This window comes from Phaeovulum sp., from assembly GCF_047638075.1.
Taxonomy (GTDB): domain Bacteria; phylum Pseudomonadota; class Alphaproteobacteria; order Rhodobacterales; family Rhodobacteraceae; genus UBA6197.
Window position 1 is genome coordinate 1 of the sequence record NZ_JBLJBV010000083.1, and the last position, 21025, is coordinate 21025.

Below are 21025 nucleotides of genomic sequence, written 5' to 3' on the forward strand. Positions count from 1 at the left end.
AAAATCAGCATCCAACATGGCGCGAAACGCGTGCCCACGATCGCGCGAAATCAGCACCCATTCTCCGCGAAATCCGCACCAGTGCGCGTGTGGGCGATTGATCAAGACCTCTCGCATCTCGTCCAGGTTTATGGGCGCGAGACAACCAACATCATCCTGAGCCAGTCCGAAGTGAAGCAGTTCTTCGCGGTGCAGGATATAGAACTGGCGGTGCGCCTGTCGCGGTTGATGAGCGAGAATTCGATCCTCACCCGAAACTGCAATCTCGGGCAAACCGATGATGACGAACTCGGCGTCAGCGTGTCCGAACGCGGCGTGCCGCTCATGCAGCCGCAGGAAGTCATGGCGTTGCCCGAAGATCGGCAACTCCTGTTCGTGAAGGCCGCCCCGCCGATCCTCGGCGCGAAAATTCGCTACTGGGATGTCGCCCCGTGGGGCGACTAGGCTGAACCAAACCCGAGGGAAGGCGATCATCAGCGCGGCGGCAAGCCGCAACTGCGCATTCGGTATTCCCGCAAATGGGGCAAGAATGACTAAGTTAAAAATCGACGTTCTGGGCAAAAAAGCCCCGCGCCCAAACAAGCACGGGCCGAAGGTCAGCGAACGTATCACGGCGACGCAAAGCGAGAGAAGTCTCTCGCGAACAGTCGCGGGGCTCATTTGGTTTCTCGTGAAGCCGCGCCGCCCGACATGGGCGCTCGGCGCTCTGGCGTTCGTGGTGGTCAGCTTCGGAACACCACATCTGCTCGTTTGGGACAACCGCATGGGCAAAAAACTCCAGGTTCGCGTTGTTACGAGTGCCGCTATCTCGGGCGACAAGGTGTGTGGAGCCACATGCGGCCAAACTGGAATTGTCCCTTGATCGCCATGATCCCCGTGAACTGGGGCGTGTTGGCAAGGCAGTCGGAATGCGGTGAAAATCTTCAAGGATTGAGGAACGAGAGCTGAACATGATTGAAACGATCAAGCATAAGATCACCGGCAAGCCGCGCGTCGTTCGCAATGGTGGGCGGATCATCCTGATCTGAGCTTCAGCCCTTGCGGATGGATTGTCAGGGAGTTTCTCCATGGAGCGCTCAACGGAGCTTCTCAGCAACATTGATATGGTTGTGGGAACGCGTGGTCACCGCCGGTGGCCTGATGCGGTGAAAGCGCAAATTGTGGCCGAGACTTTGGTTAAGGGGGCGACGGTGGGTTCGGTGGCGCAGCTGTATGATATGCGGGCCAATCATTTATTCGTTGCCCGGCAGGGTATTGCGCAGCAATATCCCGAGTGGGGGAATGGCGGCGCATGGCGCTGGAGGGCAAGCTGGTTCTGCCTGCTTTGGCTGAAGAGCCGAGCTTTGTAGCGCTGGTTGTGCGCGAAGATGTCGATGCGGTAGCTGAATCTGCGCAGCTGTGGCCATTGGATCTGATCTGCGGTGCTGTCACCGTGCGATTGGATGCAAGAACATCAGCGGCGCGCATTGCCGAGATTGCCCGCGCCCTGAACGCGGCCTCATGATGTTCCCTTCAATACCATTGGCTGACAGGCGAATGGAACATTCGCCGAGAGGCCGGGTGCGGGTTGTTATTGCAACCAAGCCCGTAGACTTCCGTAAAGGTCACGACGGTCAGACGGCACTGATCAAAAACGAGCTGCGCAAGGCCCCGTTCACGCGTTGCCCGGCAGGCGATTTGCAAAGCAAATCTGCCGAGAGAGGGGACAGTTTTTGTGTTCCGCTCAAAGCGGGCAGATCGGATGAAGTTACTGTATCGGGACAGCACCGGGCTGGTCTTGGCTTACAAACGGTTGGAGGAACACACCTTCATTTGGCCTGCGATCAAAGATGGGCTGATGGCCCTGAACCACGCGCAGTTTGAAGCGCTGTTCTCGGGCTTGGATTGGCGCAAAGCAAGGGCTTTGTCGGTGCGTCCGCCAACTGCGGCAGAGTGGATCAGGCTGTCTTTTGCGGCAGCACTAAGGTGCTGGAAATGATAGTCATTCCGCATGAGCAAACCTGCTGATCTCCCTAATGATATTGAGGCCCTGAAGGCGTTGCTTGCTGCCTCAGAGAGCCGGAATCTGCGCAAGCAGGATCGTATCGATCAGTTGGAGAAGTTGGTTGCTGACTTCAAATGTGCCCTGTTTGGCGCGCGATCCGAGAAGGTCGATCCTGAGCAATTTGATCTGTCACTTGAAGACATCAAAACGGCCCTCTCGGTGAACCTTGATCCTGTTGCCACGCTTCGAGCGGAACACCACCATCCCCCCGCCTTCGGCGCAAAGCCCAGCTCGGCATGCGCCATGGTCGCCAGCCCATCGTGCCCTTTGCGAAAATCCACCCGCTGCCCGGCAGTGCATGGCTGCATGCACGAGAGGGGGCTTGGTTGCGATCACGGTCCTGACGGCCTGATCTGGAAAGATCACAGCACCTTCCCCAGCGCCGCCGCCAAGGCCGCCGCACGATCGGGGCTGCAATTCGGCGTCACATGCAAAACTGCGCCGCAGATCTCGATCTTGATCACCCCCGTATCTGCCGACGCGGCGGCCGTGGCAGCAACCGATCGCTCGATCATCAGCGGCACGAATGCCGGGGCCGCCTTGATCGGCACCACCAGCTCCCCTTTACGCACCTGACCGCGCCATTTCGAAAGATGCCGGGCAATCAGCCCATACTTCGCCGCAACATCGCAGACCCGCGCGCCGGGCTGAAAACTCTCGGCCACAATCCGCGCCTTGATGTCATCCGGCCAGCGCCAACGCCCGGTCGGGCCATCATGGACCTCGATCCGCGATACTCCCCGCGACCCGCGCACCTCCATCCGGTGCTCATGTTGGTGCTCCATGCCCGGCCCCCGCAAACTCAGTTGCAAAACGGCATGCCCGACCTCACATCAAATCGAAACCACGGGGCTGGCACACCGCTTACGATATACCGCCAGAGGCGGTGCACAGTGGTCGATTGTCGCGGCGTCTGCTTTCGACGCCAGCACAAGGATGGGTGCGATCTGAGCACCAGAAAACGGCGCTCGGGGTTTCTGGGCGGAATGCTTGCCCTTCGGCGCAATAAACTTCGACACCCCCCAAGGGTCCGTCGCAAGATACCCCTGCCCCGGCGCGAGTGATGCTGACCGGCGTTAGCCCTTCGGCCACTGCGATCCGCAGAAGGTCAGGAAGCTTCTGCCCTCGCAGCCTCTTGGACGAGGTAACGGCGGGCAGCTGTTCAATGGCAGTCACATGCTCGCGCAGGTAGGCAATGGTCAGTTCCGCAAGTGGTAGGTCGCCGTGTAGCTAAATGAACCGCGCAACCACTTTGTCCATGGCCCCGGCGGTTTGGCCACCCGTCCCATTGGCTTTCAAATATACGTCTCGCGATTCACGCAGACCGTCAACGGTCGGGCACATCTTCCCCAAGTATGCGAAGCGTCTTGGCCTCAGTCCGCGCCACTTGATCTAGCGCCGCCAATTCGGGCTATGAACCGCTTGCGAAATTGTCCGCTTACCGGGGGCAGGCTCTTGCCCGATTTGCTCACTCTCCGTGAGCGCACCGCCAGCGGTCAAGAAGGCGCGTGCGGTATCGGTCGCCCGATATTGGTGCAAGAGACCTTCCAGCCCACCCGCGGCGTCGTACAGTTCACGCTGTTCAAAAGGCAGTCTGTCCACCTCATCCGCCAAAGTATCGCGCTGACGCGCGCGCCCCGCCGCTTCCATCAATTCAGCCTGAGCAAGCGTCACCTGCCTTGCCGCCTCGCGCGGGTCGGGCGTCTTCAAACTGCGCCGCAAGCGCGTTTTGTCGGGCTAGAGCGGGGCGGCGTCAGCCGGGATTGAGGTTGAGGGGATAGGTTCCCCCTCTCACCTTGGTTCCCTCTGTCTTTGAAAGCGTCAGGTTTTCCACCTTGTGCCAAACCATCTGTGGCACAAAGGTGCGGCACAAAACGTGGCGCAAGGCCACTTCCATGAACTTGTTTTCACAGAAATTCTTTTTTCCAAGGGGAAAGTAATGGTGCGGTCGAGAAGACTCGAACTTCCACGGGAGTTACCCCACAGCGACCTCAACGCTGCGCGTCTACCAATTCCGCCACGACCGCACTGTCAAGGCTTTGTGCCCGGCGATATAGCCGAGCGTTTGGGGGAAGGAAAGCGGATTTTTGCGCCAGAGGAAACCTTTGTGAAAAACAGATGCCCTGTGCGGATGATGTAAAAAAGGCGCCGTCTTTGCGGCGCCTTTCAACGATGTTGCGCGGGCATAGGATCAGGGTTTGATCATCAGCGCCGGAAGCTGGGTCAGGTTGCGCATCGCGGTCGCCAGACCGCCACCGGCGGTTGCTGCGGGCGGGTTGTTGCCCGGCGCCGCGGTCGGGGCCGGCTGCACCACCGGCACGAGGGCCATCCCCGTGCCCTCTTGCGCGGGGGCCGTAGTTTGCGGCACGGCAAATTGCGGCAGCACAGCAGGCACTGCCTCTGTCGGCAACAGATCGGCGCGCCCGCCCAGCGTATAGGCCGCTTTGCGGATCACGTCGGCACGACCGGGCTGATGCGGGGCAAAGACCGGCGTGGCGCCATTGCTCAGGGCATCCAGCCCCATCTGATACCAATCCACCGCCAGATCCGGGCGCACGCTGGCGCCAAAGCCCATGGCCAGATGGTGACCCATCAGTTCAGCGTATTGCCGCTCACCCAGTGCGGTCAGCAGCAGCCCCGAGGCCAACGCCACATCCATATTGTCGGTCCGGTAGCCGACCGACAGACACACCCGCGCCGTTCCGACCAGTTGCGCCGGGGCCATGCCACTTTCAAGCGCGAATTCAGACACCCCCGCCAGTACCGCATCACGCGGCTGCAGCGACAGCGCGGATACCGACTCTTTCATTGCCGGGCCAAAGCTTTCGCATTGCGCCGTAATCTGCGCCGGGGTGAAACCGGGAATTGCGGCGGCCAGTTCTTCGCCCTGGCTGATCGCATAGCCGCGCGCCAGGCAGAACTGTTCGCCCAACGCCTGCCCCGGATCGGCCATCGCCGCAGCCGTGACAAAGCCGCCATTCGACGAGGTGGCCATATTCACCCGGTTGCAATGCGACGCGAGCGAGGCCTGCGTTACCACACCCCCCAAAAAGCTGGGCATCGCCGGGGCAGCGGGTTCCAGTATCGCGACAAACTGCGGCAGCTCTGCGGCGGGGGCTTCGGGGGCGGGGGCAACGGCCATTACGCCCGGCGCGGTCCCTTGCGGCGCAAAGCTGGGCGGGGTTGACGGAATTCCCGCAGCCTCATCGCGCCACTGCACCAGCAGGCCACGCATCCCCATCGGGTTGGCTGCGGCCTGTTGCATGGTCAGTGCGCCACCCGCCACCGCGCGGTGATAGGATGCCACCAGATGGCTGCGTTCATATTCCGTCAGCTGACCGGTTGCCGGATAGCCCAGCGTCATCTGATAATCACTGATCGCGGCGCGTGAACGCGGCCCGATCGCGCCATCGGGCGCACCGACGCCATAGCCGAAATGGTTCAGCGCCACCTGCACTTCGCGGTTGGATTCGCGTTGAGCGCTGCTGATGCTGGATTGGTATCTTTTTGGTTGCGCCCGCCGGACGGGCGCTGCGCGGTGGCGATTATGTTCATTGACGATGGCGCCGCCAATGATACCGCCGATAATTCCCCCCACAACCGCATCACCGCCACCCGCGAGCGCGGGGGCGGCCGGCGTCATCGCCAATGCAGCTATCAGCGAGGTGGTCGCTATTCCCTTCGTGAACATTTTCTCATCCCTTCAATCAATCTCGACTCCGGCCTGCACGGCAAATCGCGCAGCAACGGTGCGGCCAGATCGCTGACGCCATGTGGAAATGGCCCGTGACCAAGGCTACATACAGTTACCGAGTCTTCGCCCGAATCACCGCCAAAGCAAGCAATTTGAATCCAAGCACAGAAACTGAAAAGAATTCTTATGGTTGAATGGATCACTAGCACAGCGAAAATACCCTACCCCGAGGCGCTGACCTTCATGGAGGCGCGCGTGGCCGCCATCACCGCCGGCATCGCCGATGAGGCGATCTGGTTGCTTGAACACCCGCCGCTTTATACCGCCGGCACCTCGGCACGCCCCGAAGATCTGACCCAGCCGGACCGCTTTCCCGTCTACAACGCCGGGCGTGGCGGGCAATATACCTACCACGGGCCGGGCCAGCGCGTCGCCTATGTGATGCTTGACCTGAACAAACGTGGGCGCGACGTGCGCCGCTTTGTCTGCGCACTGGAAGACTGGGTCATCGCCACGCTGGCCGAATTCAACGTGACCGGCGAACGCCGCGCGGGCCGCGTCGGCGTCTGGGTCACCCGCCCCGACAAGGCCCCTGCCCCCGATGGCACATTACAAGAGGACAAGATCGCCGCGATCGGGGTCAAGCTGCGCAAATGGATCAGCTTTCACGGTATTTCCATCAACGTAGAGCCGGACCTTTCCCATTTCGGGGGGATCGTCCCCTGCGGGATTCGTGATCATGGCGTGACCAGTCTTGTCGATCTGGGCCTGCCGGTCACATTGGCCGATCTTGACGTGGCGTTGCAGTCGACATTTCAGCAAATTTTCGCCTCGGAGCCTATCAATTGATCAAAACTCCGTAACGCGCCCCCCTGCCTCTAGCCATCGGCAACGGATCGCATTAAAAAGCGACCAGTACGTTTGGCCCCCCGGGTCGAATCTTAAGCCAGCAAGGATAAAGCAATGAAGATTAGCCTGATTGCCGCCACGTTCGCCGCCCTCGCCCTGACGACCGCCGCCAATGCGGATGACATCAAGGATGGCAAAAAAGAATTCAACAAGTGCAAAGCCTGTCACGCGATCAAGTCGGACACGGGCGAAGACATCGTAAAGGGTGGCAAGGTCGGCCCGAACCTTTACGGCATCGTCGGCAAGGCCGTCGCCTCGACCGAAGATTTCAAATACGGTGATGGGCTTAAAGCCGTCGGTGAAACCGGCATGGTCTGGACTCCCGAAGAATTGGAAGTCTACATGACCGATCCCACCGCGTGGATCGACGAAAAGCTTGGCGACACCAAAGCGAAATCGCTGATGACCCACAAGCAAAAGAAAAAGCAAGAAGAAATCGTCGCCTTCCTTGAATCGGTCGTGACCGAGTAACGATCTGCCAAGGATAACGCGACACATTCGCTCAATTTCCTGACGATACGACCCGAAGGTGCGGCAATTTTTCCAATTGCCGCACCTTCACTCATTGCCGCGCGCGGATTTGCATTCTAAAACACTAACATGCAGGTCCGGGTCGGGAGAACCCGTGCCAAGCGCTAAATGGGAGATCAGCATGGCGGACGCAGCCGTTCACAGCCATGGTGCGCATGACAAGCGCGGGTTCTTTACCCGCTGGTTCATGTCCACCAATCACAAAGATATCGGAATTCTCTATCTGTTCACCGCAGGCACCGTTGGCCTGATTTCGGTGCTGTTCACCGTTTACATGCGGCTTGAACTGATGAACCCGGGGGTGCAGTACATGTGCGCCGAAGGGGCCCGCTTCGTTGCGGACGCCAGTGCTGAATGCACACCCAACGGGCATCTGTGGAACGTGATGATTACCTATCACGGCGTCCTGATGATGTTCTTTGTGGTAATTCCAGCGCTGTTCGGTGGTTTTGGCAACTATTTCATGCCGCTGCACATCGGGGCGCCTGACATGGCCTTCCCGCGGATGAACAACCTCAGCTACTGGCTCTATGTTGCGGGCACCGCCCTCGGGATCGCCTCGCTTCTGACGCCGGGCGGCAACGGGCAGATGGGATCTGGCGTGGGTTGGGTGCTCTATCCACCGCTTTCGACCAATGAAGGCGGGTTCTCGATGGATCTGGCGATCTTTGCTGTGCACCTCTCGGGTGCAAGCTCGATCCTGGGGGCGATCAACATGATCACCACCTTCCTCAACATGCGCGCCCCAGGCATGACCATGCACAAGGTGCCGCTGTTTGGCTGGTCGATCTTTGTGACCGCCTGGATGATCCTTCTGGCCCTTCCGGTGCTGGCCGGTGCCATCACCATGCTGCTGATGGATCGCAACTTCGGCACCACGTTCTTCCAACCCGAGGGCGGCGGCGACCCGATCCTTTACCAGCACATCCTGTGGTTCTTCGGCCACCCCGAGGTCTACATCATCATCATCCCCGGCTTTGGCATCATCAGCCACGTCATCGCCACCTTCTCCAAAAAGCCGATCTTCGGCTATCTGCCGATGGTCTATGCGATGGTCGCCATCGGCGGGCTCGGCTTTGTGGTGTGGGCGCACCACATGTATACCGTGGGCATGTCGCTGACCCAGCAAAGCTACTTCATGCTGGCCACAATGGTGATCGCGGTGCCCACCGGGGTAAAGGTGTTCAGTTGGATCGCCACCATGTGGGGCGGCTCGATAGAGTTCAAAACACCGATGCTGTTTGCCTTCGGCTTTTTGTTCCTGTTCACGGTGGGCGGTGTTACCGGCGTTGTGCTGGCGCAGGCTCCGCTCGATCGGGTTTATCACGACACCTATTATGTGGTCGCGCACTTCCACTATGTGATGTCGCTGGGGGCGGTGTTTGCCATCTTCGCCGGGATCTATTTCTGGATCGGCAAGATGTCGGGCCGCCAGTATCCTGAATGGGCCGGCAAGGTGCATTTCTGGATGATGTTCCTTGGCTCGAACATGACCTTCTTCCCGCAGCACTTTCTCGGGCGTCAGGGCATGCCGCGCCGCTACATCGACTACCCCGAGGCCTTTGCCTATTGGAACAAGATCTCGTCAATCGGCGCCTTCATCAGCTTCGCGTCTTTCGTGTTCTTCATCGGCATCGTGTTCTACACCCTGCTGGCCGGCCGTCGCGTGACCCAGAACAACTACTGGAACGAATACGCCGACACGCTGGAATGGTCACTGCCCTGCCCGCCGCCCGAACACACGTTCGAACAGTTGCCCAAGCGCGCGGACTGGGACCGTTCGCACGCGCACTAAGGCAAAGGCAATGCCGTATGAATGGATCACCCATCCCGACACGGCCCCGGAGAAATCCGGGGCCGTGTCCCCTTACGCCAAAGGTCCGCGCCCCTTGGCCGAGCTTCACCTCTGGCCCTACCGCTCGCTGCCGCGCAAAGGCTTCGTGATCACGATCGGCCTCTTGGCCTCGCTCTTGACCCTGCCACTGCTGGCGCTTCTGGGCACGCTGTTGCTTTGGGGTATGCTGCCGTTTCTGGTGGCAACGGTGGCTGGCGTCTGGTGGGGCCTTGCGCGCAGCTACCGCAGCGGTGCCGTGGTCGAGGTGCTGCGGATCTGGCCCGACCGCGCACTCCTCTTGCGCCATGAACCGCGCCGCGCCCCACGCCTCTGGCACGCCAACCCTTACTGGGTCGGCGTCACCCTCTACCAGACCGGCGGCCCCGTCCCCGACTACCTGACCCTGACCGGCGGCCCGCGTGAGGTGGAACTGGGCGCGTTTCTCACCCCCGAGGAACGTCGCGCGTTGCGGCCTGAACTTGACGCCGTTTTCGCCGCCTGCCGCACCCAGCCCGGCAAACCCTGACCCGCGCGCCCAAATACCCCCGCCCAAAAAAACCACCGCTTTTTTTTGGCCTAAATACTCATACCCGGCCCGCCACACGCGCCAGGACCGCAGCAAAACACCCCGCGCGGATCAACCGGCGGGGCGTAGGATAGATACATTCAGCTTATGTGCGGGTTGCCGCGCAGGCAAAGGCCGGCGCGGCGCCTCAGCTCAGCCGGGTCTTGACCATTGGACCCACCACGCCAAAGTCCATCTGCCCGGTATATTTACCCTTCAGTTCGGCCATCACCCGGCCCATGTCGCGGATGCTTGAGGCGCCAATCGTGGCAATCGCCGCATCCACCGCTGCCGCAACTTCCTCAGCCGAAAGCTGCCGTGGCAGGAACTCTTCGATCACCTTGACCTCGTTCAGTTCCTTTTCCGCCAACTCCAGCCGCCCGCCCTCTTCGTAGGCGCGCGCCGATTCCTGACGTTGTTTCACCATTTTGCCCATGATCGCCAGAATCTCCGGGTCACCCACAGTGCCCCCTTCGGCGTCACCACGCATCGCGATCTCGCGGTCTTTGATAGCGGCATTGATCAGCCGCAGCGTCGACAGCCGGTCGGCCTGTTTCGACCTCATTGCATCCTTCAACGCCTGGGCGATCCGGTCACGCATTTCCATGGTTTGATCCCCTTTGATCTCAAGGCCCGCACAATACCGTGGACCGTCGCCGGGCACAAGTTCACTAAGTTATTGATATCGCTAGGTAACACAATACATCACGGTAATCTGCGTTGGACCTTGACCCGCGCCACACCTGCCCGTAGGTTCCGACAGATTTTGCCTTGGGAGAGTCGCACCATGCCCACAAACAATCCGACATCGGAAAAACCCACCGCAGTGATTGTACTGGCGGATGGTTCCTTGTTTTACGGGCGCGGTTTTGGGGCGGTTGGGGAAACCGTCGCGGAACTGGTCTTCAACACCGCGATGACCGGCTATCAAGAGATCATGACAGACCCTTCTTATGCCGGGCAGGTTGTCACCTTCACCTTCCCGCATATCGGCAATGTCGGCATCAACGATGAGGATGAAGAGGCCGCCGACCCCGTTGCCTCGGGGATAGTGGTGAAATGGGATCCGACCGCACCGGCAAGCTGGCGCGCCACCGGCGATCTGGTCACCTGGATGGAAAAGCGCGGCCGGATCGGCATCGGCGGCATTGATACCCGCCGCCTGACGCGCGCAATCCGTCAGCAAGGCGCGCCGCACATCGCCCTGGCCCATTCTCCAGACGGCAACTTCGACATTGCTGCCCTGGTGAAAAAAGCGCGAGATTGGAAAGGCTTGGTCGGGCTTGATCTGGCCAAAGAGGTGACGTGCGCGCAGTCATACCGCTGGGATGAAATGCGTTGGGCCTGGCCCAATGGTTATACCCGCCGCGAAGGGCCGGGTTTTCGTGTCGTTGCCATCGATTACGGCGCAAAACGCAATATCCTGCGCTGTCTGGCCTCGGCCGGGTGCGAGGTGACGGTGCTTCCCGCGACGGCAACCGCCGAAGAGGTCCTGGCGCTGAACCCCGAGGGGGTGTTTTTGTCGAACGGGCCGGGCGACCCTGCGGCAACCGGCGAATATGCCGTGCCCATGATCCGCGGTGTGCTGGAGGCGGATCTGCCCTTGTTTGGTATCTGCCTTGGGCATCAGATGCTGGCGCTGGCTCTGGGGGCCAAGACCGTCAAGATGAACCACGGCCACCACGGTGCCAACCACCCGGTAAAGGATGTGGAAACGGGCAAGGTGGAGATCACGTCGATGAATCACGGCTTTGCGGTCGATAGTCAAAGCCTGCCGGACGGCGTTCTTGAAACGCATGTCTCGCTGTTTGACGGGTCGAACTGCGGCATCCGCATGGCCGACAGGCCGGTTTTTTCGGTTCAGCACCACCCCGAGGCCAGCCCCGGCCCGCAAGACAGTTTCTATCTGTTTGAACGGTTTGCCGCCTCGATGCAGGCTCAGCGCGGATAAGCGGCAAAAATCTTGCCAAGCTCGCGGAATAACTCGCTTTTTCATGGGCTTCTTAACCATCTGTTAACCAGAGTTCCGGAAGGTAAACCATCGCGTCTTACCAGAATGGTCTCATGCCCGCTCCTGTTCCGCTTAAGCTAGTTCCGCGCCAGACCACCCCAGAGTCGGCGCGCCCGGCAACCCTGCCAAGGTTGGTGTCGTCCCGCCCGGCGCGGGTGCCCCTGGGGCAGATATTGCTGGAAAGCGGCGCGGTTGCGCCTGGTGATTTGTTGAAGGCACTGGCGCTGCGGCATCGGCAAGAGGTGCGCCTGGGCGACATTTTATTGGCGCATGGCTGGGTAAGCGATACGGACCTGATGGCGGCACTGGCGCGGCAGTGGGGTGCGGCACTGGTTGATTTGTTGGCCGAACGCCCTGACCCGCGGTTGATTGACCGGATCGGTGCGCAAACCTGCCTGACCCGCTCCATGGTGCCGTGGCGCCGGGTTGGTGGCACGACCGTCATTGCCACTGCCCGCCCCGAGGAATTTCACCGCATGCGCGACACGCTGCCTGTGGATCTGGCGCCCTACACGATGGTTCTTGCGTCAGAACGCGACATTCACGCCGCGCTCATGGCACGCCGCCAGACCGCGCTGATCCGCAACGCCGAAACCATGGTTCGCCCCGAAGAAAGCTGCCGCACCCGTGATCCCGACCGCATGTCGCGCCTTGCGTTGGGGGGAATGGGGCTTTTGGCAACCGGGTTGATCGCCGCACCGACACTGATTTTTGCCCTGGTGTTTTCTTGGGCCGTGCTGACCTTGATACTGGGCACCGGACTGAAATTCGCGGCGTTCTGGGTCGAATTCAGGGCCCATCGGCAAGCAAAAGGAAAGCTGGCCCCCCCTGCCCCGATGATCGCCCGGCTACCGATCGTGTCCATCATGGTGCCGATGTACAAAGAGCGAGACATCGCGAACCGTCTGGTGCGGCGCCTCTCGCAGCTTTGCTATCCGCGCGAATTGCTGGATATACTGTTGGTCGTCGAGGAAGAAGACACCACCACCCGTGCTGCGTTGGCACAAGCGCACCTGCCGCGCTGGATGCGGGTCGTGACTGTCCCCACCGGCCCGATCAAGACCAAGCCGCGTGCGCTCAACTTTGCGTTAAGCTTTTGCCGTGGCAGCATTATTGGCGTTTATGATGCCGAAGACGCGCCCGACCCCGACCAAATCCATACGGTTGTGCGCCGGTTTCACGAACGCGGGCCCGAGGTTGCCTGCCTGCAAGGGATTCTGGATTATTACAACCCGCGCACCAACTGGTTGTCGCGCTGCTTTACCATTGAATACGCGGTGTGGTTTCGGGCGATGCTGCCGGGATTGGCGCGGATGGGGCTCGTTGTGCCATTGGGCGGAACTACGCTGTTTTTTCGCCGGGATGCGCTTGAACATCTGGGGGGGTGGGATGCCCACAACGTGACCGAGGACGCCGATCTGGGCATTCGCCTTGCACGTTATGGCTACCGGACTGAGCTGGTCCCCACCGTCACCGGCGAAGAGGCCAACTGTCGCGCGCTGCCCTGGGTGCGGCAACGGTCACGTTGGCTGAAGGGGTACGCGATGACGTGGGGCGTGCACATGCGCCACCCGGTTCAGCTATGGCGTGACTTGGGGGCATGGCGGTTCTTTGGGTTTCAGGTGCTGTTTCTGGGATCGCTGTCGCAATATCTGCTGGCCCCGATCTTGTGGTCTTTCTGGGCCATCGCGCTGGGGTTTTGGCATCCGATGCAGGCCGTGCTGAGCCCAACCACACTGAATATTCTTGCCACCGCCTTTGTCGCGACAGAGTTGGTCAATATTGTTGTTGGCCTTTGGGCCGTGCGCGGGCAGAGCCACCGGCACCTCTTGGCTTGGGTACCAACCTTGCATTTTTACTTTCCGTTAGGCGCGTTGGCGGGGTGGAAGGCAATTTACGAGGTGATCGTGATGCCGTTTTACTGGGACAAAACCACCCACGGTGTTTTTGACACATCCCCCAATGACACCGCGACCCCAATCAGAGCAATGGCCCCCCCTACGACGTGAGATGCGTCATTTCTGACCTCGCGTAACCGCCAAAAACGGCGCCGCCCTGTTTTTCCGGTCAGAAAATCAGTCAAATTCCAGTCAGGTAAAACGGTGGCTTGCGCGTCCCTGCGTCAGGTTTTGTGCCAAACGGAGCAAGCCGCACACGACCCCGCCTATCTGCCCCTGATCGCAATCTTCGTAAGATGGCGGTTGCCGCGCGTAAACCTGTTGTCAGATAGGCAGGCGCGCGGGCCTGCGAAAGGCTGCCGCGTGCAATCGGTTGCGTCTTTGCATTTTTACTGCCGAAAGGGATCATACCATCGTCATGGCCGCGGGCCCAAAACCGATTGAACGGGGCATACCCCAACCGGATCAACGTCCCTGACCACGCAGACATCGCACAGTTCGGGCCACGATCCCCAAAGCTGGATACACCCCCGCAAAAGCCCCGTTTTAACCCCGCAAAACCGCCGCGCTAGCCCGCCAGCACGGCCATCGCCGCAGCATGTATATCGGAATTTGCCGCCGCCAGAACCCGCCCGCCCTGTTGGGCCGGGCCGCCCTGCCAGTTGGTCACAATGCCGCCTGCGGCTTCGATAACCGCTATTGGCGCCTGCACATCGTAGGGCTGCAGCCCCGCTTCGACCACCAGATCAATCTGCCCGGACGCCACCAACGCATAGGCGTAGCAATCCATCCCGTAGCGCACGAGCCGCACCCGCCCGGCAAGCGTGGCAAAGGCCGCACCCTCTTCGGCGGTTCCCACCTCGGGGAAGGTTGAAAACAAGATAGCTTCTGAGAGCGGCCGGGGCGCGCGCGCCTTCAGCGTATGCCGGCCTTGCGGGCCGCAAACCTCGGCCAGGCCAAAGCCGCCTAGAAAACGCTCACCGATATAAGGCTGATCAATCAGCCCGAACAGCGGCCCATTCGAATCCGCAACCGATATCAGTACCCCCCATGTCGGGGTGCCCGATAGGTAGCCGCGCGTGCCGTCGATCGGGTCCAGCACCCAGGTCAGGCCGCTGGTGCCAGCCTTAGGCCCATATTCTTCGCCCAGGATCGCGTCTTGCGGACGGCGCGCGGCCAAAACGGCGCGCATCGCCGCCTCGGCGGCACGGTCAGCCACGGTTACCGGATCAAACCGGGCCTGTTCCTTGGTTGCAGCATCAAGACCGGGGCGGCGGAAATGTTTCAAGGTTTCGACCCGCGCGGTATCGGCCAGCGCGTTGGCAACCGCTATCAGCGCCTCATGATCGGCATTTGACAAATCAGGGCTCACCGGGCCATCCCACAATTGAAACGAACAAGGGGAGCGGTAACCGCCCCCCCGAGTGTCGTCAAGTCACCGCAAAGCGGCACAGAATTAATCATTGCAATGTCGCGCACGCTTTCAGGCCGCGTCTGACAGCACCTTAGCCAGATCGAACAGACGGCGCCGCTGGGGTTCAGGGATCGCGTAATAGGACCGAACCAATGCCAGTGCTTCCTTGTCGGCCAAAATATCGCCGGCAAGTTCTTCCTGTGCTATGCCGCCTTCGGAAAGACCTTCAAAAAAGAACGAGATCGGAACCTCAACCGCATCGGCAATATCCCAAAGACGCGAGGCGGAAACCCGGTTCATCCCCGTTTCATATTTTTGGATCTGCTGAAATTTGATCCCGACTTTTTCAGCCAGTTGTTGCTGCGTCATGCCGACCATCCAGCGGCGGTGGCGAATTCTTTTTCCGACATGCACATCTACAGGGTGTTTCATTCGTTACTCCTAATCCGTCAGATGGATAATCAAATACCATGCCCAAGCCTGCACAATATAACGAAAATGCGAAACCTGTCCGAAAAGACAGGTCCACCATAAGGCGAGCGGCGGATTTCCACTCATGGCCCGGCCAAAACCCCAAAAACACTGTATGCGTGTTGGCGAATTTGCCTGATCGCGCTAAGATTGTTTCTTGTTTTTTGCGGATTTCGCAGCTTACCCAAGGGCAACTCAGGATTGAGCCCCGAAAAACGAATCACCACCCTTGGGCTTTTCGCAAGGCGCGATGGCCCCTATGATAGGCCCTAATTCCCCCATGAGGGCCGTGATGCGCGCGTTTCAGATGATCTCTCCAAAAACCGCTCCGGCACTGGTGCCGCTGCGTCTGCCGCCCCCCGGCCCGGGTGAGCTGCGGGTCAGGATCGCGGCATGCGGGTTGAACTTTGCCGATCTGCTGATGATTTCTGGGCGGTATCAGGACACGCCACCGCTGCCCTTCACGCTGGGGATGGAGTTGTCGGGCACTGTTGAAACGCTTGGGCCGGGCACCACCGGCCCCGCGCCGGGCACGCGGGTTGCGGTCTTTGCGGGCCGGGGCGGGCTGGCCGATGCGGGAAACTTTGAGGCAAGCCGCGCGATCCCCCTGCCTGATAACATGAACTTTGAAACTGCCGCCGGGTTTCAGATCGCCTATGGCACGTCGCATGTGGCGTTGGCCTACCGGGCGGCGCTGCAACCGGCCGAAACGCTGGTGGTGCTGGGGGCTGCGGGGGGGGTCGGGCTGACGGCGGTGGAAATTGGCAAAAAGATGGGCGCGCGGGTGATTGCCTGCGCGCGTGGCGCTGACCGGCTGGAGGTGGCCAGAAAGGCCGGGGCCGATGTGCTATTGGACAGCGAAACCCCCGATCTGCGTGGCGCGATCAAGGCCGAAGGCGGCGCCGATGTCATCTATGACGCCATTGGCGGCGCCACAGGCAGCGCCGCGTTTGGCGCGCTTCATACCGGCGGCCGGTTCTTGGTCGTCGGTTTCGCCTCGGGCAGCCCGCCCGAAGTGCCGCTGAATCATCTTCTGGTCAAGAACATCGCACTGCACGGGCTTTATTGGGGCGGCTATCTGGCGTTGGCCCCCAACGTGATGAGGGACAGCCTGCAAACCTTGCTGGGTTGGTATGCCAAAGGGGCCCTTGCGCCCCATGTCGGCGCACAATTCCCGCTAGAGCGCGCCGCCGAGGCGTTGGAAATGCTGCGCGCACGCCGTTCAACCGGCAAGATCGTGGTGACAATGGCTTAGCCATCCGGACGCGCCCGCCGATCTGTTCAGAAAGTTGTGCACAAGATCGGCCCGGAACTGCTTGAAATTCGTGCCAGTGCCGCCAATATACGGTTCTAGTCGCGGTGCTTGATCAGGGTTGCCGCGTTCCCTTTTCAACTGGAGGCTTACATGGCTGACTTCAATACGGTGCGCGCCAGCCAGGCAGGCGCCCGCTCAACGCAGATCGACGAAGGTCTGCGCGCGCATATGAACAAGGTCTACGGGCTGATGTCGGTGGGCATGGCCGTTACGGGTCTTGTGGCTTGGGCCGTTGGCACCAACGAGGCGCTTTTGAACATGATCTTTGGATCGCCCCTTAAATGGGTGGTCATGTTTGCGCCGCTGGCGGTGGTGTTCGCTTTTGGCGCGATGCTGCACAAGATGTCGGCAGCGACCGCGCAGCTGGTATTTTTCGGCTTTGCGGCGCTGATGGGCCTGTCGATCAGCTATATTTTTGCGGTCTATACCGGTGTCTCAATTGCGCAGACCTTCCTGGTCACGGCGATCTCTTTCGCGGGGCTGTCGCTTTATGGCTACACGACAAAGCGCAACCTGTCGGCAATGGGGTCATTCCTGATGATGGGTCTGATCGGGCTGATCGTGGCCTCGATCATCAACATCTTTGTGGTGTCCTCGGCGCTGCAATTCGCCATTTCGGTGATTGGTGTGCTGATTTTTGCAGGGCTGACCGCCTACGACACGCAAAACATCAAGAACACCTATCTGCAGCTTGTGCAGTCAGATCGTGAATTCCTGGGTAAGGCGGCCATTCTGGGTGCCTTGCAGCTTTACCTCGATTTCCTGAACATGTTCATGTTCTTGCTGCAATTTCTGGGGAACCGCGATTAAACCGCATCAAAACGCGGTTTTCTCAAACGCAGCTTTCTGACCCCCTTGGGTCAGGACATGGCGCTACCGATACCTGCCGCGCGATGCGCGGCAGGTTTTTATGGCCGCAAAGCCTGCAAAAACGACCAAAGAGGCTGATCCAAAATCCGCCGGATGGCACCTAACCCGCCAACCAGCAGTCAGCGGCCCGCAGCCCTGATGACCTGCAGCAGAAAATGTCTGTCGCCTTCATTTCCCAAAAGTGCTGCGGCCTGTCGTGGGTCCAGCCACACCGCGCGATGCCCCGGCTCCGTGGGGGGGCCCAATCTTCGCACCGGGCGGGCGCGATAGATGGTGCACAGCTTTTCCGCCCATCGGTCATATTCGGGCATATAGGCAAAGCGCCGAAAGGCCCCCACCCGCCGCGGATCTGAAATGCTCCAGCCCGTTTCCTCGAACACTTCGCGGTGCAACGCGCGGATCGGGCTTTCACCGGGGTCAATCCCACCGCCGGGCAGTTGGTATTCGGGTTTCGGATCAGTTTGATGGGTCACCAAAACCCGGTTGCCCAGCATCAAAATGCCATATGCGCCGGGTCTGAGCCCATAGCGTTGCCCGGCCACGATAGGTTCGCCAAATCTTCGGATCATCGGTTTGCCCTTGGGTGTGCGGTTGCCGCACCTATATAGGCGCGGTATGCCAGCCCAAAGGGCGCAAGAAAAGCCCCCGAAAATACCCAAGGAACCGCCATGACCACGCTTTCGCAAATTGCCTGGGATGATACCGTCCTGCCCTTCCAGCTTGATCACTCTGACATCCGGGGGCGGGTCGCGCGGCTGGATGGCGTGTTGGAGCAGGTGTTGCGTCAACACGACTACCCCCCGGTGATCGAGGCGCTTGTCGCCGAGGCGGCGTTGCTGACCGCTCTGATCGGCCAAACGATCAAGCTGCGCTGGAAACTTAGCCTGCAAATCCGCGGCTCGGGCGCGATCAGGATCATCGCAACCGATTATTACGGCCCCAGCGAAGACGGCGCCCCCGCCAAAATCCGCGGTTGGGCCAGTTATGACGCCGACGGGCTGACCGATGCCGCCCCTTTTGACCAGATCGGTGAGGGGTATTTTGCCGTGCTGATCGACCAGGGCGCAGGCATGACCCCCTATCAGGGAATCACCCCCCTGTCGGGTGGCTCGCTTGCCGCCTGCGCTGCTACCTATTTCGCACAGTCCGAACAGTTGCCCACGCGGTTCGCGCTGTCTTATGGCCGCTCCATCCTGCCGGGCCAGCCGGAACGCTGGCGCGCGGGCGGGGTGATGCTTCAGCACATGCCGAAATCATCGCCGTTTGTCGCGTCAGAAGGGGGCTCGGGTGATGACGGGCTATTGGTGGGTGCCGATATCCTGCAAGGGCAGGAAAGTGAAAACTGGAATCGCGTCAACATGCTGCTTGATACAGTCGAAGATATGGAGCTGATCGGCCCCTCGGTTCATCCGACGGATCTGTTGGTCCGGCTTTTCCACGAAGAGGCCCCGCGCGTCTATGACGCCCAGCCGGTAGAGTTTGGCTGTTCGTGTTCGCCTGACAAAGTTCGAAATTCGCTTGGGATCTATTCGCAAGAAGAGATCCTGACGATGACCACCCCCGAGGGTGTCTTGACCGCCGATTGCCAATTCTGCGGCGCGCATTACGAATTTGACCCCCGGTCACTGGGGTTCGAGGCAACAATCGCACCCGATGGCACCCCGTTGGAGCAAGATGATGGTGACTGATCCGCTGGCCCCGGTTATCGCTGCTTTGGCACGGCCGGGGCGGCCCTCGTCGGATTATGACCTGAACCCCGGCACAATATTGCCAAAGGGGCGCGTGCTGCGCCCTGCGGGGGTGTTGGTCGCATTTACCCAAACCGCCACGGGCCCGTCGCTGCTGCTGACCAAACGATCGTCGCAGTTACGCCACCACCCCGGCCAGATCGCCTTTCCTGGCGGCAAGGTTGACCCTGGCGACGCTGACCCCATCGGCGCCGCGCTGCGCGAGGCGCAAGAAGAAGTCGGCCTTGCCCCTGCCAATGTCGAGATTTTGGGCACGTTTGATCCGCATGAAACGGTGACGGGCTTTTTGGTGACCCCGGTGCTGGCGCGTGTTCGCACGCCCTTTGCCCCAATCCCCGAGGCGGGCGAGGTCGACGAGGTGTTCACCGTTCCGCTGACCCATTTTTCCAACCCGGCGGCATTTCGCATCGAAGGGCGGCTCTGGCTGGGGCAAAGGCGCAACTACTATACAGCCCCCTACGGCCCCTATTACATATGGGGCGCTACCGCACGGATTTTGCGGTCATTGGCTGACAGGATGGCGGCGCGATGAAGATAACCGACGATTGGATCACCGCAGACAGCACGCAAAGGGTTTTGCACATGCTGACCAGCGCAGGGCAGCAGGCATTTCTTGTGGGGGGGTGTGTGCGCAATGCGCTGTTGGGTCAGGCCGTGGCGGATATTGATATTGCCACCGACGCGCTGCCCGCAACGGTGATGTCCCTTGCACGCGCGGCCGGGATGCGGCCGGTGCCGACCGGCGTTGACCATGGCACCGTGACCGTGCTGGCCGATCATGTTGCGCACGAAGTCACCACCTTTCGCCGCGACGTCGAAACCTTTGGCCGCCACGCCACCGTTGCCTTTTCACCGCATATCGAAGAAGACGCCGCCCGCCGCGATTTTACCATGAACGCGCTTTATGCCCGCGCCGATGGCCGGGTAATTGACCCGTTGGGCAGCGGTCTGGCCGACCTTGCCGCGCGCCGCCTGCGATTTGTGGGTAAGCCGAAAGACCGGATCCGCGAAGACTATCTGCGCATATTGCGCTTTTTCCGGTTTACCGCCCTTTATGGCGACCCTGCGAACGGGCCAGATGCCGAAGGGCTGGCTGCCTGTGCCGCCCATGCCGACTGTATAAATACGCTGTCGCGCGAACGCGTTGGCGCGGAAATGCGCAAACTGTTGACCGCCCCCGACCCAGGCCCGGCGCTGGCCTCGATGGAGGCTTGTGGCGTGCTGGCCCATACCTTGGCCGGCGCGACTGCGCGTGCCATTGCGCCATTGGTGCATCTGGAAGACGGGCATAAGCCCGATTTCATTCGCCGTCTGGCCGCTTTGGGCGGCACCGACCAAGCCGAGGCATTGCGCCTGTCCAACGCTGAAGCGCGCGCGCTGGAGGCGCTGCAATCGGCTATCGGCAGCTATGAAGACGCCGGAACGCTGGGCTACCGTCTGGGCGAAGCGGGCGCGCAGGACGCTCTTTTGGTGCGTGCGGCGTTACTGGAAATGCCGCTGCCGGAAGGCTGGCCCGAGGCGGCGCGGCGGGGCGCATCGGCGCGGTTTCCCATTAGCGCCGCGGATCTGATGCCCGACCTGCAAGGCCCCGCCCTTGGCCAGCGGCTGCGCGACCTTGAGGCCCGCTGGATCGCATCGGGGTTCACGTTGTCGCGCGATGAGTTGTTGCGCTGATCGGGTGGGTTTCGCCCTGCCCCGCATCGGCCTATACCCGTGGCACA

Annotated in this window: 23 protein-coding genes, 1 tRNA gene and 1 pseudogene; 17 read left to right on the forward strand and 8 right to left on the reverse strand. The window is 60.7% G+C overall.

The features are described from left to right. The 6 genes and pseudogenes from ACM62R_RS12905 to ACM62R_RS12930 all read left to right on the forward strand — a co-directional run. Positions 1–444, forward strand: a 444-nt coding sequence (locus ACM62R_RS12905; protein ID WP_415184455.1) for a type IV secretory system conjugative DNA transfer family protein, incomplete at its 5' end; no start/stop codon positions are given. Between the two features lie 85 nt (positions 445–529). Further along, complete coding sequence (locus tag ACM62R_RS12910; RefSeq protein WP_415184456.1) at positions 530–862, forward strand: hypothetical protein; 333 nt, start codon at positions 530–532, stop codon at positions 860–862. Between the two features lie 241 nt (positions 863–1103). After that, on the forward strand, positions 1104–1349 hold the full coding sequence (locus ACM62R_RS12915) for a transposase (RefSeq protein ID WP_415184479.1): 246 nt from the start codon (positions 1104–1106) through the stop codon (positions 1347–1349). Continuing rightward, positions 1274–1504 carry an IS66 family insertion sequence element accessory protein TnpB gene (locus ACM62R_RS12920; protein ID WP_415184483.1) on the forward strand — a complete coding sequence of 77 codons (231 nt, stop codon included), beginning with the start codon at positions 1274–1276 and terminating at the stop codon, positions 1502–1504. Before ACM62R_RS12915 ends, ACM62R_RS12920 begins: the two co-directional genes overlap by 76 nt. Before the next feature lie 186 nt (positions 1505–1690). Then, entirely contained in the window at positions 1691–1978 is a 288-nt protein-coding gene (gene tnpB / locus ACM62R_RS12925) for an IS66 family insertion sequence element accessory protein TnpB (protein ID WP_415184480.1), read from the forward strand. 12 nt (positions 1979–1990) lie between these two features. Further along, positions 1991–2239 (forward strand): annotated as a pseudogene (locus tag ACM62R_RS12930) (transposase domain-containing protein); the annotation flags it as partial. A gap of 167 nt (positions 2240–2406) precedes the next feature. On the opposite strand, the gene ACM62R_RS12935 reads toward ACM62R_RS12930, so the two are convergent. The 4 genes from ACM62R_RS12935 to ACM62R_RS12950 all read right to left on the reverse strand — a co-directional run bounded on the left by ACM62R_RS12935 (position 2407) and on the right by ACM62R_RS12950 (position 5735). Then, complete coding sequence (locus tag ACM62R_RS12935) at positions 2407–2829, reverse strand: transposase (protein WP_415184457.1); 423 nt, start codon at positions 2827–2829, stop codon at positions 2407–2409. 607 nt (positions 2830–3436) lie between these two features. After that, the gene (locus ACM62R_RS12940; protein ID WP_415184458.1) at positions 3437–3718 is read right to left on the reverse strand and encodes a hypothetical protein; all 282 of its coding nucleotides are present in this window, start codon (positions 3716–3718) and stop codon (positions 3437–3439) included. Between the two features lie 266 nt (positions 3719–3984). After that, positions 3985–4071, reverse strand: a tRNA-Leu gene (locus ACM62R_RS12945). A gap of 164 nt (positions 4072–4235) precedes the next feature. Further along, positions 4236–5735 (reverse strand): peptidoglycan-binding domain-containing protein, encoded by a 1500-nt coding sequence (locus ACM62R_RS12950; RefSeq protein WP_415184459.1) that lies wholly within the window; start codon positions 5733–5735, stop codon positions 4236–4238. A 183-nt stretch (positions 5736–5918) separates the two neighbouring features. Here ACM62R_RS12950 and lipB point away from each other — a divergent pair, with 183 nt between their 5' ends. The 4 genes from lipB (at position 5919) to ACM62R_RS12970 (ending at position 9538) form a co-directional block, all read left to right on the forward strand. Beyond that, complete coding sequence (lipB, locus tag ACM62R_RS12955) at positions 5919–6587, forward strand: lipoyl(octanoyl) transferase LipB (RefSeq protein WP_415184481.1); 669 nt, start codon at positions 5919–5921, stop codon at positions 6585–6587. Between the two features lie 114 nt (positions 6588–6701). Beyond that, positions 6702–7118: a c-type cytochrome gene (locus tag ACM62R_RS12960; RefSeq protein ID WP_415184460.1), complete on the forward strand. Its 417-nt coding sequence runs from the start codon at positions 6702–6704 to the stop codon at positions 7116–7118. Positions 7119–7299: 181 nt separating this feature from the next. Beyond that, a complete protein-coding gene (gene ctaD / locus ACM62R_RS12965) occupies positions 7300–8973 on the forward strand; it encodes a cytochrome c oxidase subunit I (protein ID WP_415184461.1) in 1674 nt (557 codons plus the stop codon). A 10-nt stretch (positions 8974–8983) separates the two neighbouring features. Further along, positions 8984–9538, forward strand: a complete 555-nt coding sequence (locus ACM62R_RS12970) for a DUF2244 domain-containing protein (RefSeq protein ID WP_415184462.1) — start codon at positions 8984–8986, stop codon at positions 9536–9538. Between the two features lie 187 nt (positions 9539–9725). Here the strand turns inward: ACM62R_RS12970 and ACM62R_RS12975 are convergent, their stop codons facing one another. Beyond that, on the reverse strand, positions 9726–10184 hold the full coding sequence (locus ACM62R_RS12975) for a GatB/YqeY domain-containing protein (protein WP_415184463.1): 459 nt from the start codon (positions 10182–10184) through the stop codon (positions 9726–9728). A 180-nt stretch (positions 10185–10364) separates the two neighbouring features. Here ACM62R_RS12975 and carA point away from each other — a divergent pair, with 180 nt between their 5' ends. Together carA and ACM62R_RS12985 are read left to right on the forward strand one after the other, a co-directional pair. Further along, on the forward strand, positions 10365–11528 hold the full coding sequence (gene carA, locus ACM62R_RS12980; protein WP_415184464.1) for a glutamine-hydrolyzing carbamoyl-phosphate synthase small subunit: 1164 nt from the start codon (positions 10365–10367) through the stop codon (positions 11526–11528). Positions 11529–11641: 113 nt separating this feature from the next. Further along, complete coding sequence (locus ACM62R_RS12985) at positions 11642–13597, forward strand: glycosyltransferase family 2 protein (RefSeq protein WP_415184465.1); 1956 nt, start codon at positions 11642–11644, stop codon at positions 13595–13597. 457 nt (positions 13598–14054) lie between these two features. Here ACM62R_RS12985 and ACM62R_RS12990 read toward each other — a convergent pair whose 3' ends face one another. Then, positions 14055–14858 (reverse strand): inositol monophosphatase family protein, encoded by an 804-nt coding sequence (locus tag ACM62R_RS12990; protein WP_415184466.1) that lies wholly within the window; start codon positions 14856–14858, stop codon positions 14055–14057. 111 nt (positions 14859–14969) lie between these two features. Then, positions 14970–15332, reverse strand: coding sequence for a helix-turn-helix domain-containing protein (locus ACM62R_RS12995; protein ID WP_415184467.1), 363 nt, complete (start codon positions 15330–15332; stop codon positions 14970–14972). Positions 15333–15663: 331 nt separating this feature from the next. On the opposite strand from ACM62R_RS12995, the gene ACM62R_RS13000 reads away from it, so the two are divergent. Then, a complete protein-coding gene (locus tag ACM62R_RS13000) occupies positions 15664–16626 on the forward strand; it encodes an NADPH:quinone oxidoreductase family protein (protein WP_415184482.1) in 963 nt (320 codons plus the stop codon). A gap of 150 nt (positions 16627–16776) precedes the next feature. Then, on the forward strand, positions 16777–17496 hold the full coding sequence (locus tag ACM62R_RS13005; protein WP_415184468.1) for a Bax inhibitor-1 family protein: 720 nt from the start codon (positions 16777–16779) through the stop codon (positions 17494–17496). Between the two features lie 179 nt (positions 17497–17675). Here ACM62R_RS13005 and ACM62R_RS13010 read toward each other — a convergent pair whose 3' ends face one another. After that, positions 17676–18125, reverse strand: a complete 450-nt coding sequence (locus ACM62R_RS13010) for an NUDIX hydrolase (RefSeq protein WP_415184469.1) — start codon at positions 18123–18125, stop codon at positions 17676–17678. A 99-nt stretch (positions 18126–18224) separates the two neighbouring features. On the opposite strand from ACM62R_RS13010, the gene ACM62R_RS13015 reads away from it, so the two are divergent. From ACM62R_RS13015 to ACM62R_RS13025, 3 genes are read left to right on the forward strand one after another with little or no spacing between them, the layout of a single operon-like run. After that, the gene (locus ACM62R_RS13015) at positions 18225–19244 is read left to right on the forward strand and encodes an Hsp33 family molecular chaperone HslO (RefSeq protein ID WP_415184470.1); all 1020 of its coding nucleotides are present in this window, start codon (positions 18225–18227) and stop codon (positions 19242–19244) included. Then, the gene (locus ACM62R_RS13020) at positions 19231–19836 is read left to right on the forward strand and encodes a CoA pyrophosphatase (protein WP_415184471.1); all 606 of its coding nucleotides are present in this window, start codon (positions 19231–19233) and stop codon (positions 19834–19836) included. Before ACM62R_RS13015 ends, ACM62R_RS13020 begins: the two co-directional genes overlap by 14 nt. Next, complete coding sequence (locus ACM62R_RS13025) at positions 19833–20978, forward strand: CCA tRNA nucleotidyltransferase (protein ID WP_415184472.1); 1146 nt, start codon at positions 19833–19835, stop codon at positions 20976–20978. The genes ACM62R_RS13020 and ACM62R_RS13025 overlap by 4 nt, the downstream gene beginning before the upstream one ends. The last annotated feature ends 47 nt before the right edge of the window (positions 20979–21025 follow it).

Coding starts and splice junctions, on each gene's coding strand:
- ACM62R_RS13010 (WP_415184469.1), bottom strand. CDS start 18,125: ATGATCCGAAGATTTGGCGAACCTATCGTGGCCGGGCAACGCTATGGG.
- ctaD (WP_415184461.1), top strand. CDS start 7,300: ATGGCGGACGCAGCCGTTCACAGCCATGGTGCGCATGACAAGCGCGGG.
- ACM62R_RS13005 (WP_415184468.1), top strand. CDS start 16,777: ATGGCTGACTTCAATACGGTGCGCGCCAGCCAGGCAGGCGCCCGCTCA.
- ACM62R_RS12970 (WP_415184462.1), top strand. CDS start 8,984: ATGCCGTATGAATGGATCACCCATCCCGACACGGCCCCGGAGAAATCC.
- ACM62R_RS12975 (WP_415184463.1), bottom strand. CDS start 10,184: ATGGAAATGCGTGACCGGATCGCCCAGGCGTTGAAGGATGCAATGAGG.
- ACM62R_RS12960 (WP_415184460.1), top strand. CDS start 6,702: ATGAAGATTAGCCTGATTGCCGCCACGTTCGCCGCCCTCGCCCTGACG.
- ACM62R_RS13020 (WP_415184471.1), top strand. CDS start 19,231: ATGATGGTGACTGATCCGCTGGCCCCGGTTATCGCTGCTTTGGCACGG.
- ACM62R_RS12950 (WP_415184459.1), bottom strand. CDS start 5,735: ATGTTCACGAAGGGAATAGCGACCACCTCGCTGATAGCTGCATTGGCG.
- ACM62R_RS13015 (WP_415184470.1), top strand. CDS start 18,225: ATGACCACGCTTTCGCAAATTGCCTGGGATGATACCGTCCTGCCCTTC.
- ACM62R_RS12995 (WP_415184467.1), bottom strand. CDS start 15,332: ATGAAACACCCTGTAGATGTGCATGTCGGAAAAAGAATTCGCCACCGC.
- ACM62R_RS13025 (WP_415184472.1), top strand. CDS start 19,833: ATGAAGATAACCGACGATTGGATCACCGCAGACAGCACGCAAAGGGTT.
- carA (WP_415184464.1), top strand. CDS start 10,365: ATGCCCACAAACAATCCGACATCGGAAAAACCCACCGCAGTGATTGTA.
- ACM62R_RS13000 (WP_415184482.1), top strand. CDS start 15,664: ATGCGCGCGTTTCAGATGATCTCTCCAAAAACCGCTCCGGCACTGGTG.
- ACM62R_RS12910 (WP_415184456.1), top strand. CDS start 530: ATGACTAAGTTAAAAATCGACGTTCTGGGCAAAAAAGCCCCGCGCCCA.
- ACM62R_RS12935 (WP_415184457.1), bottom strand. CDS start 2,829: ATGGAGCACCAACATGAGCACCGGATGGAGGTGCGCGGGTCGCGGGGA.
- ACM62R_RS12915 (WP_415184479.1), top strand. CDS start 1,104: ATGGTTGTGGGAACGCGTGGTCACCGCCGGTGGCCTGATGCGGTGAAA.
- ACM62R_RS12985 (WP_415184465.1), top strand. CDS start 11,642: ATGCCCGCTCCTGTTCCGCTTAAGCTAGTTCCGCGCCAGACCACCCCA.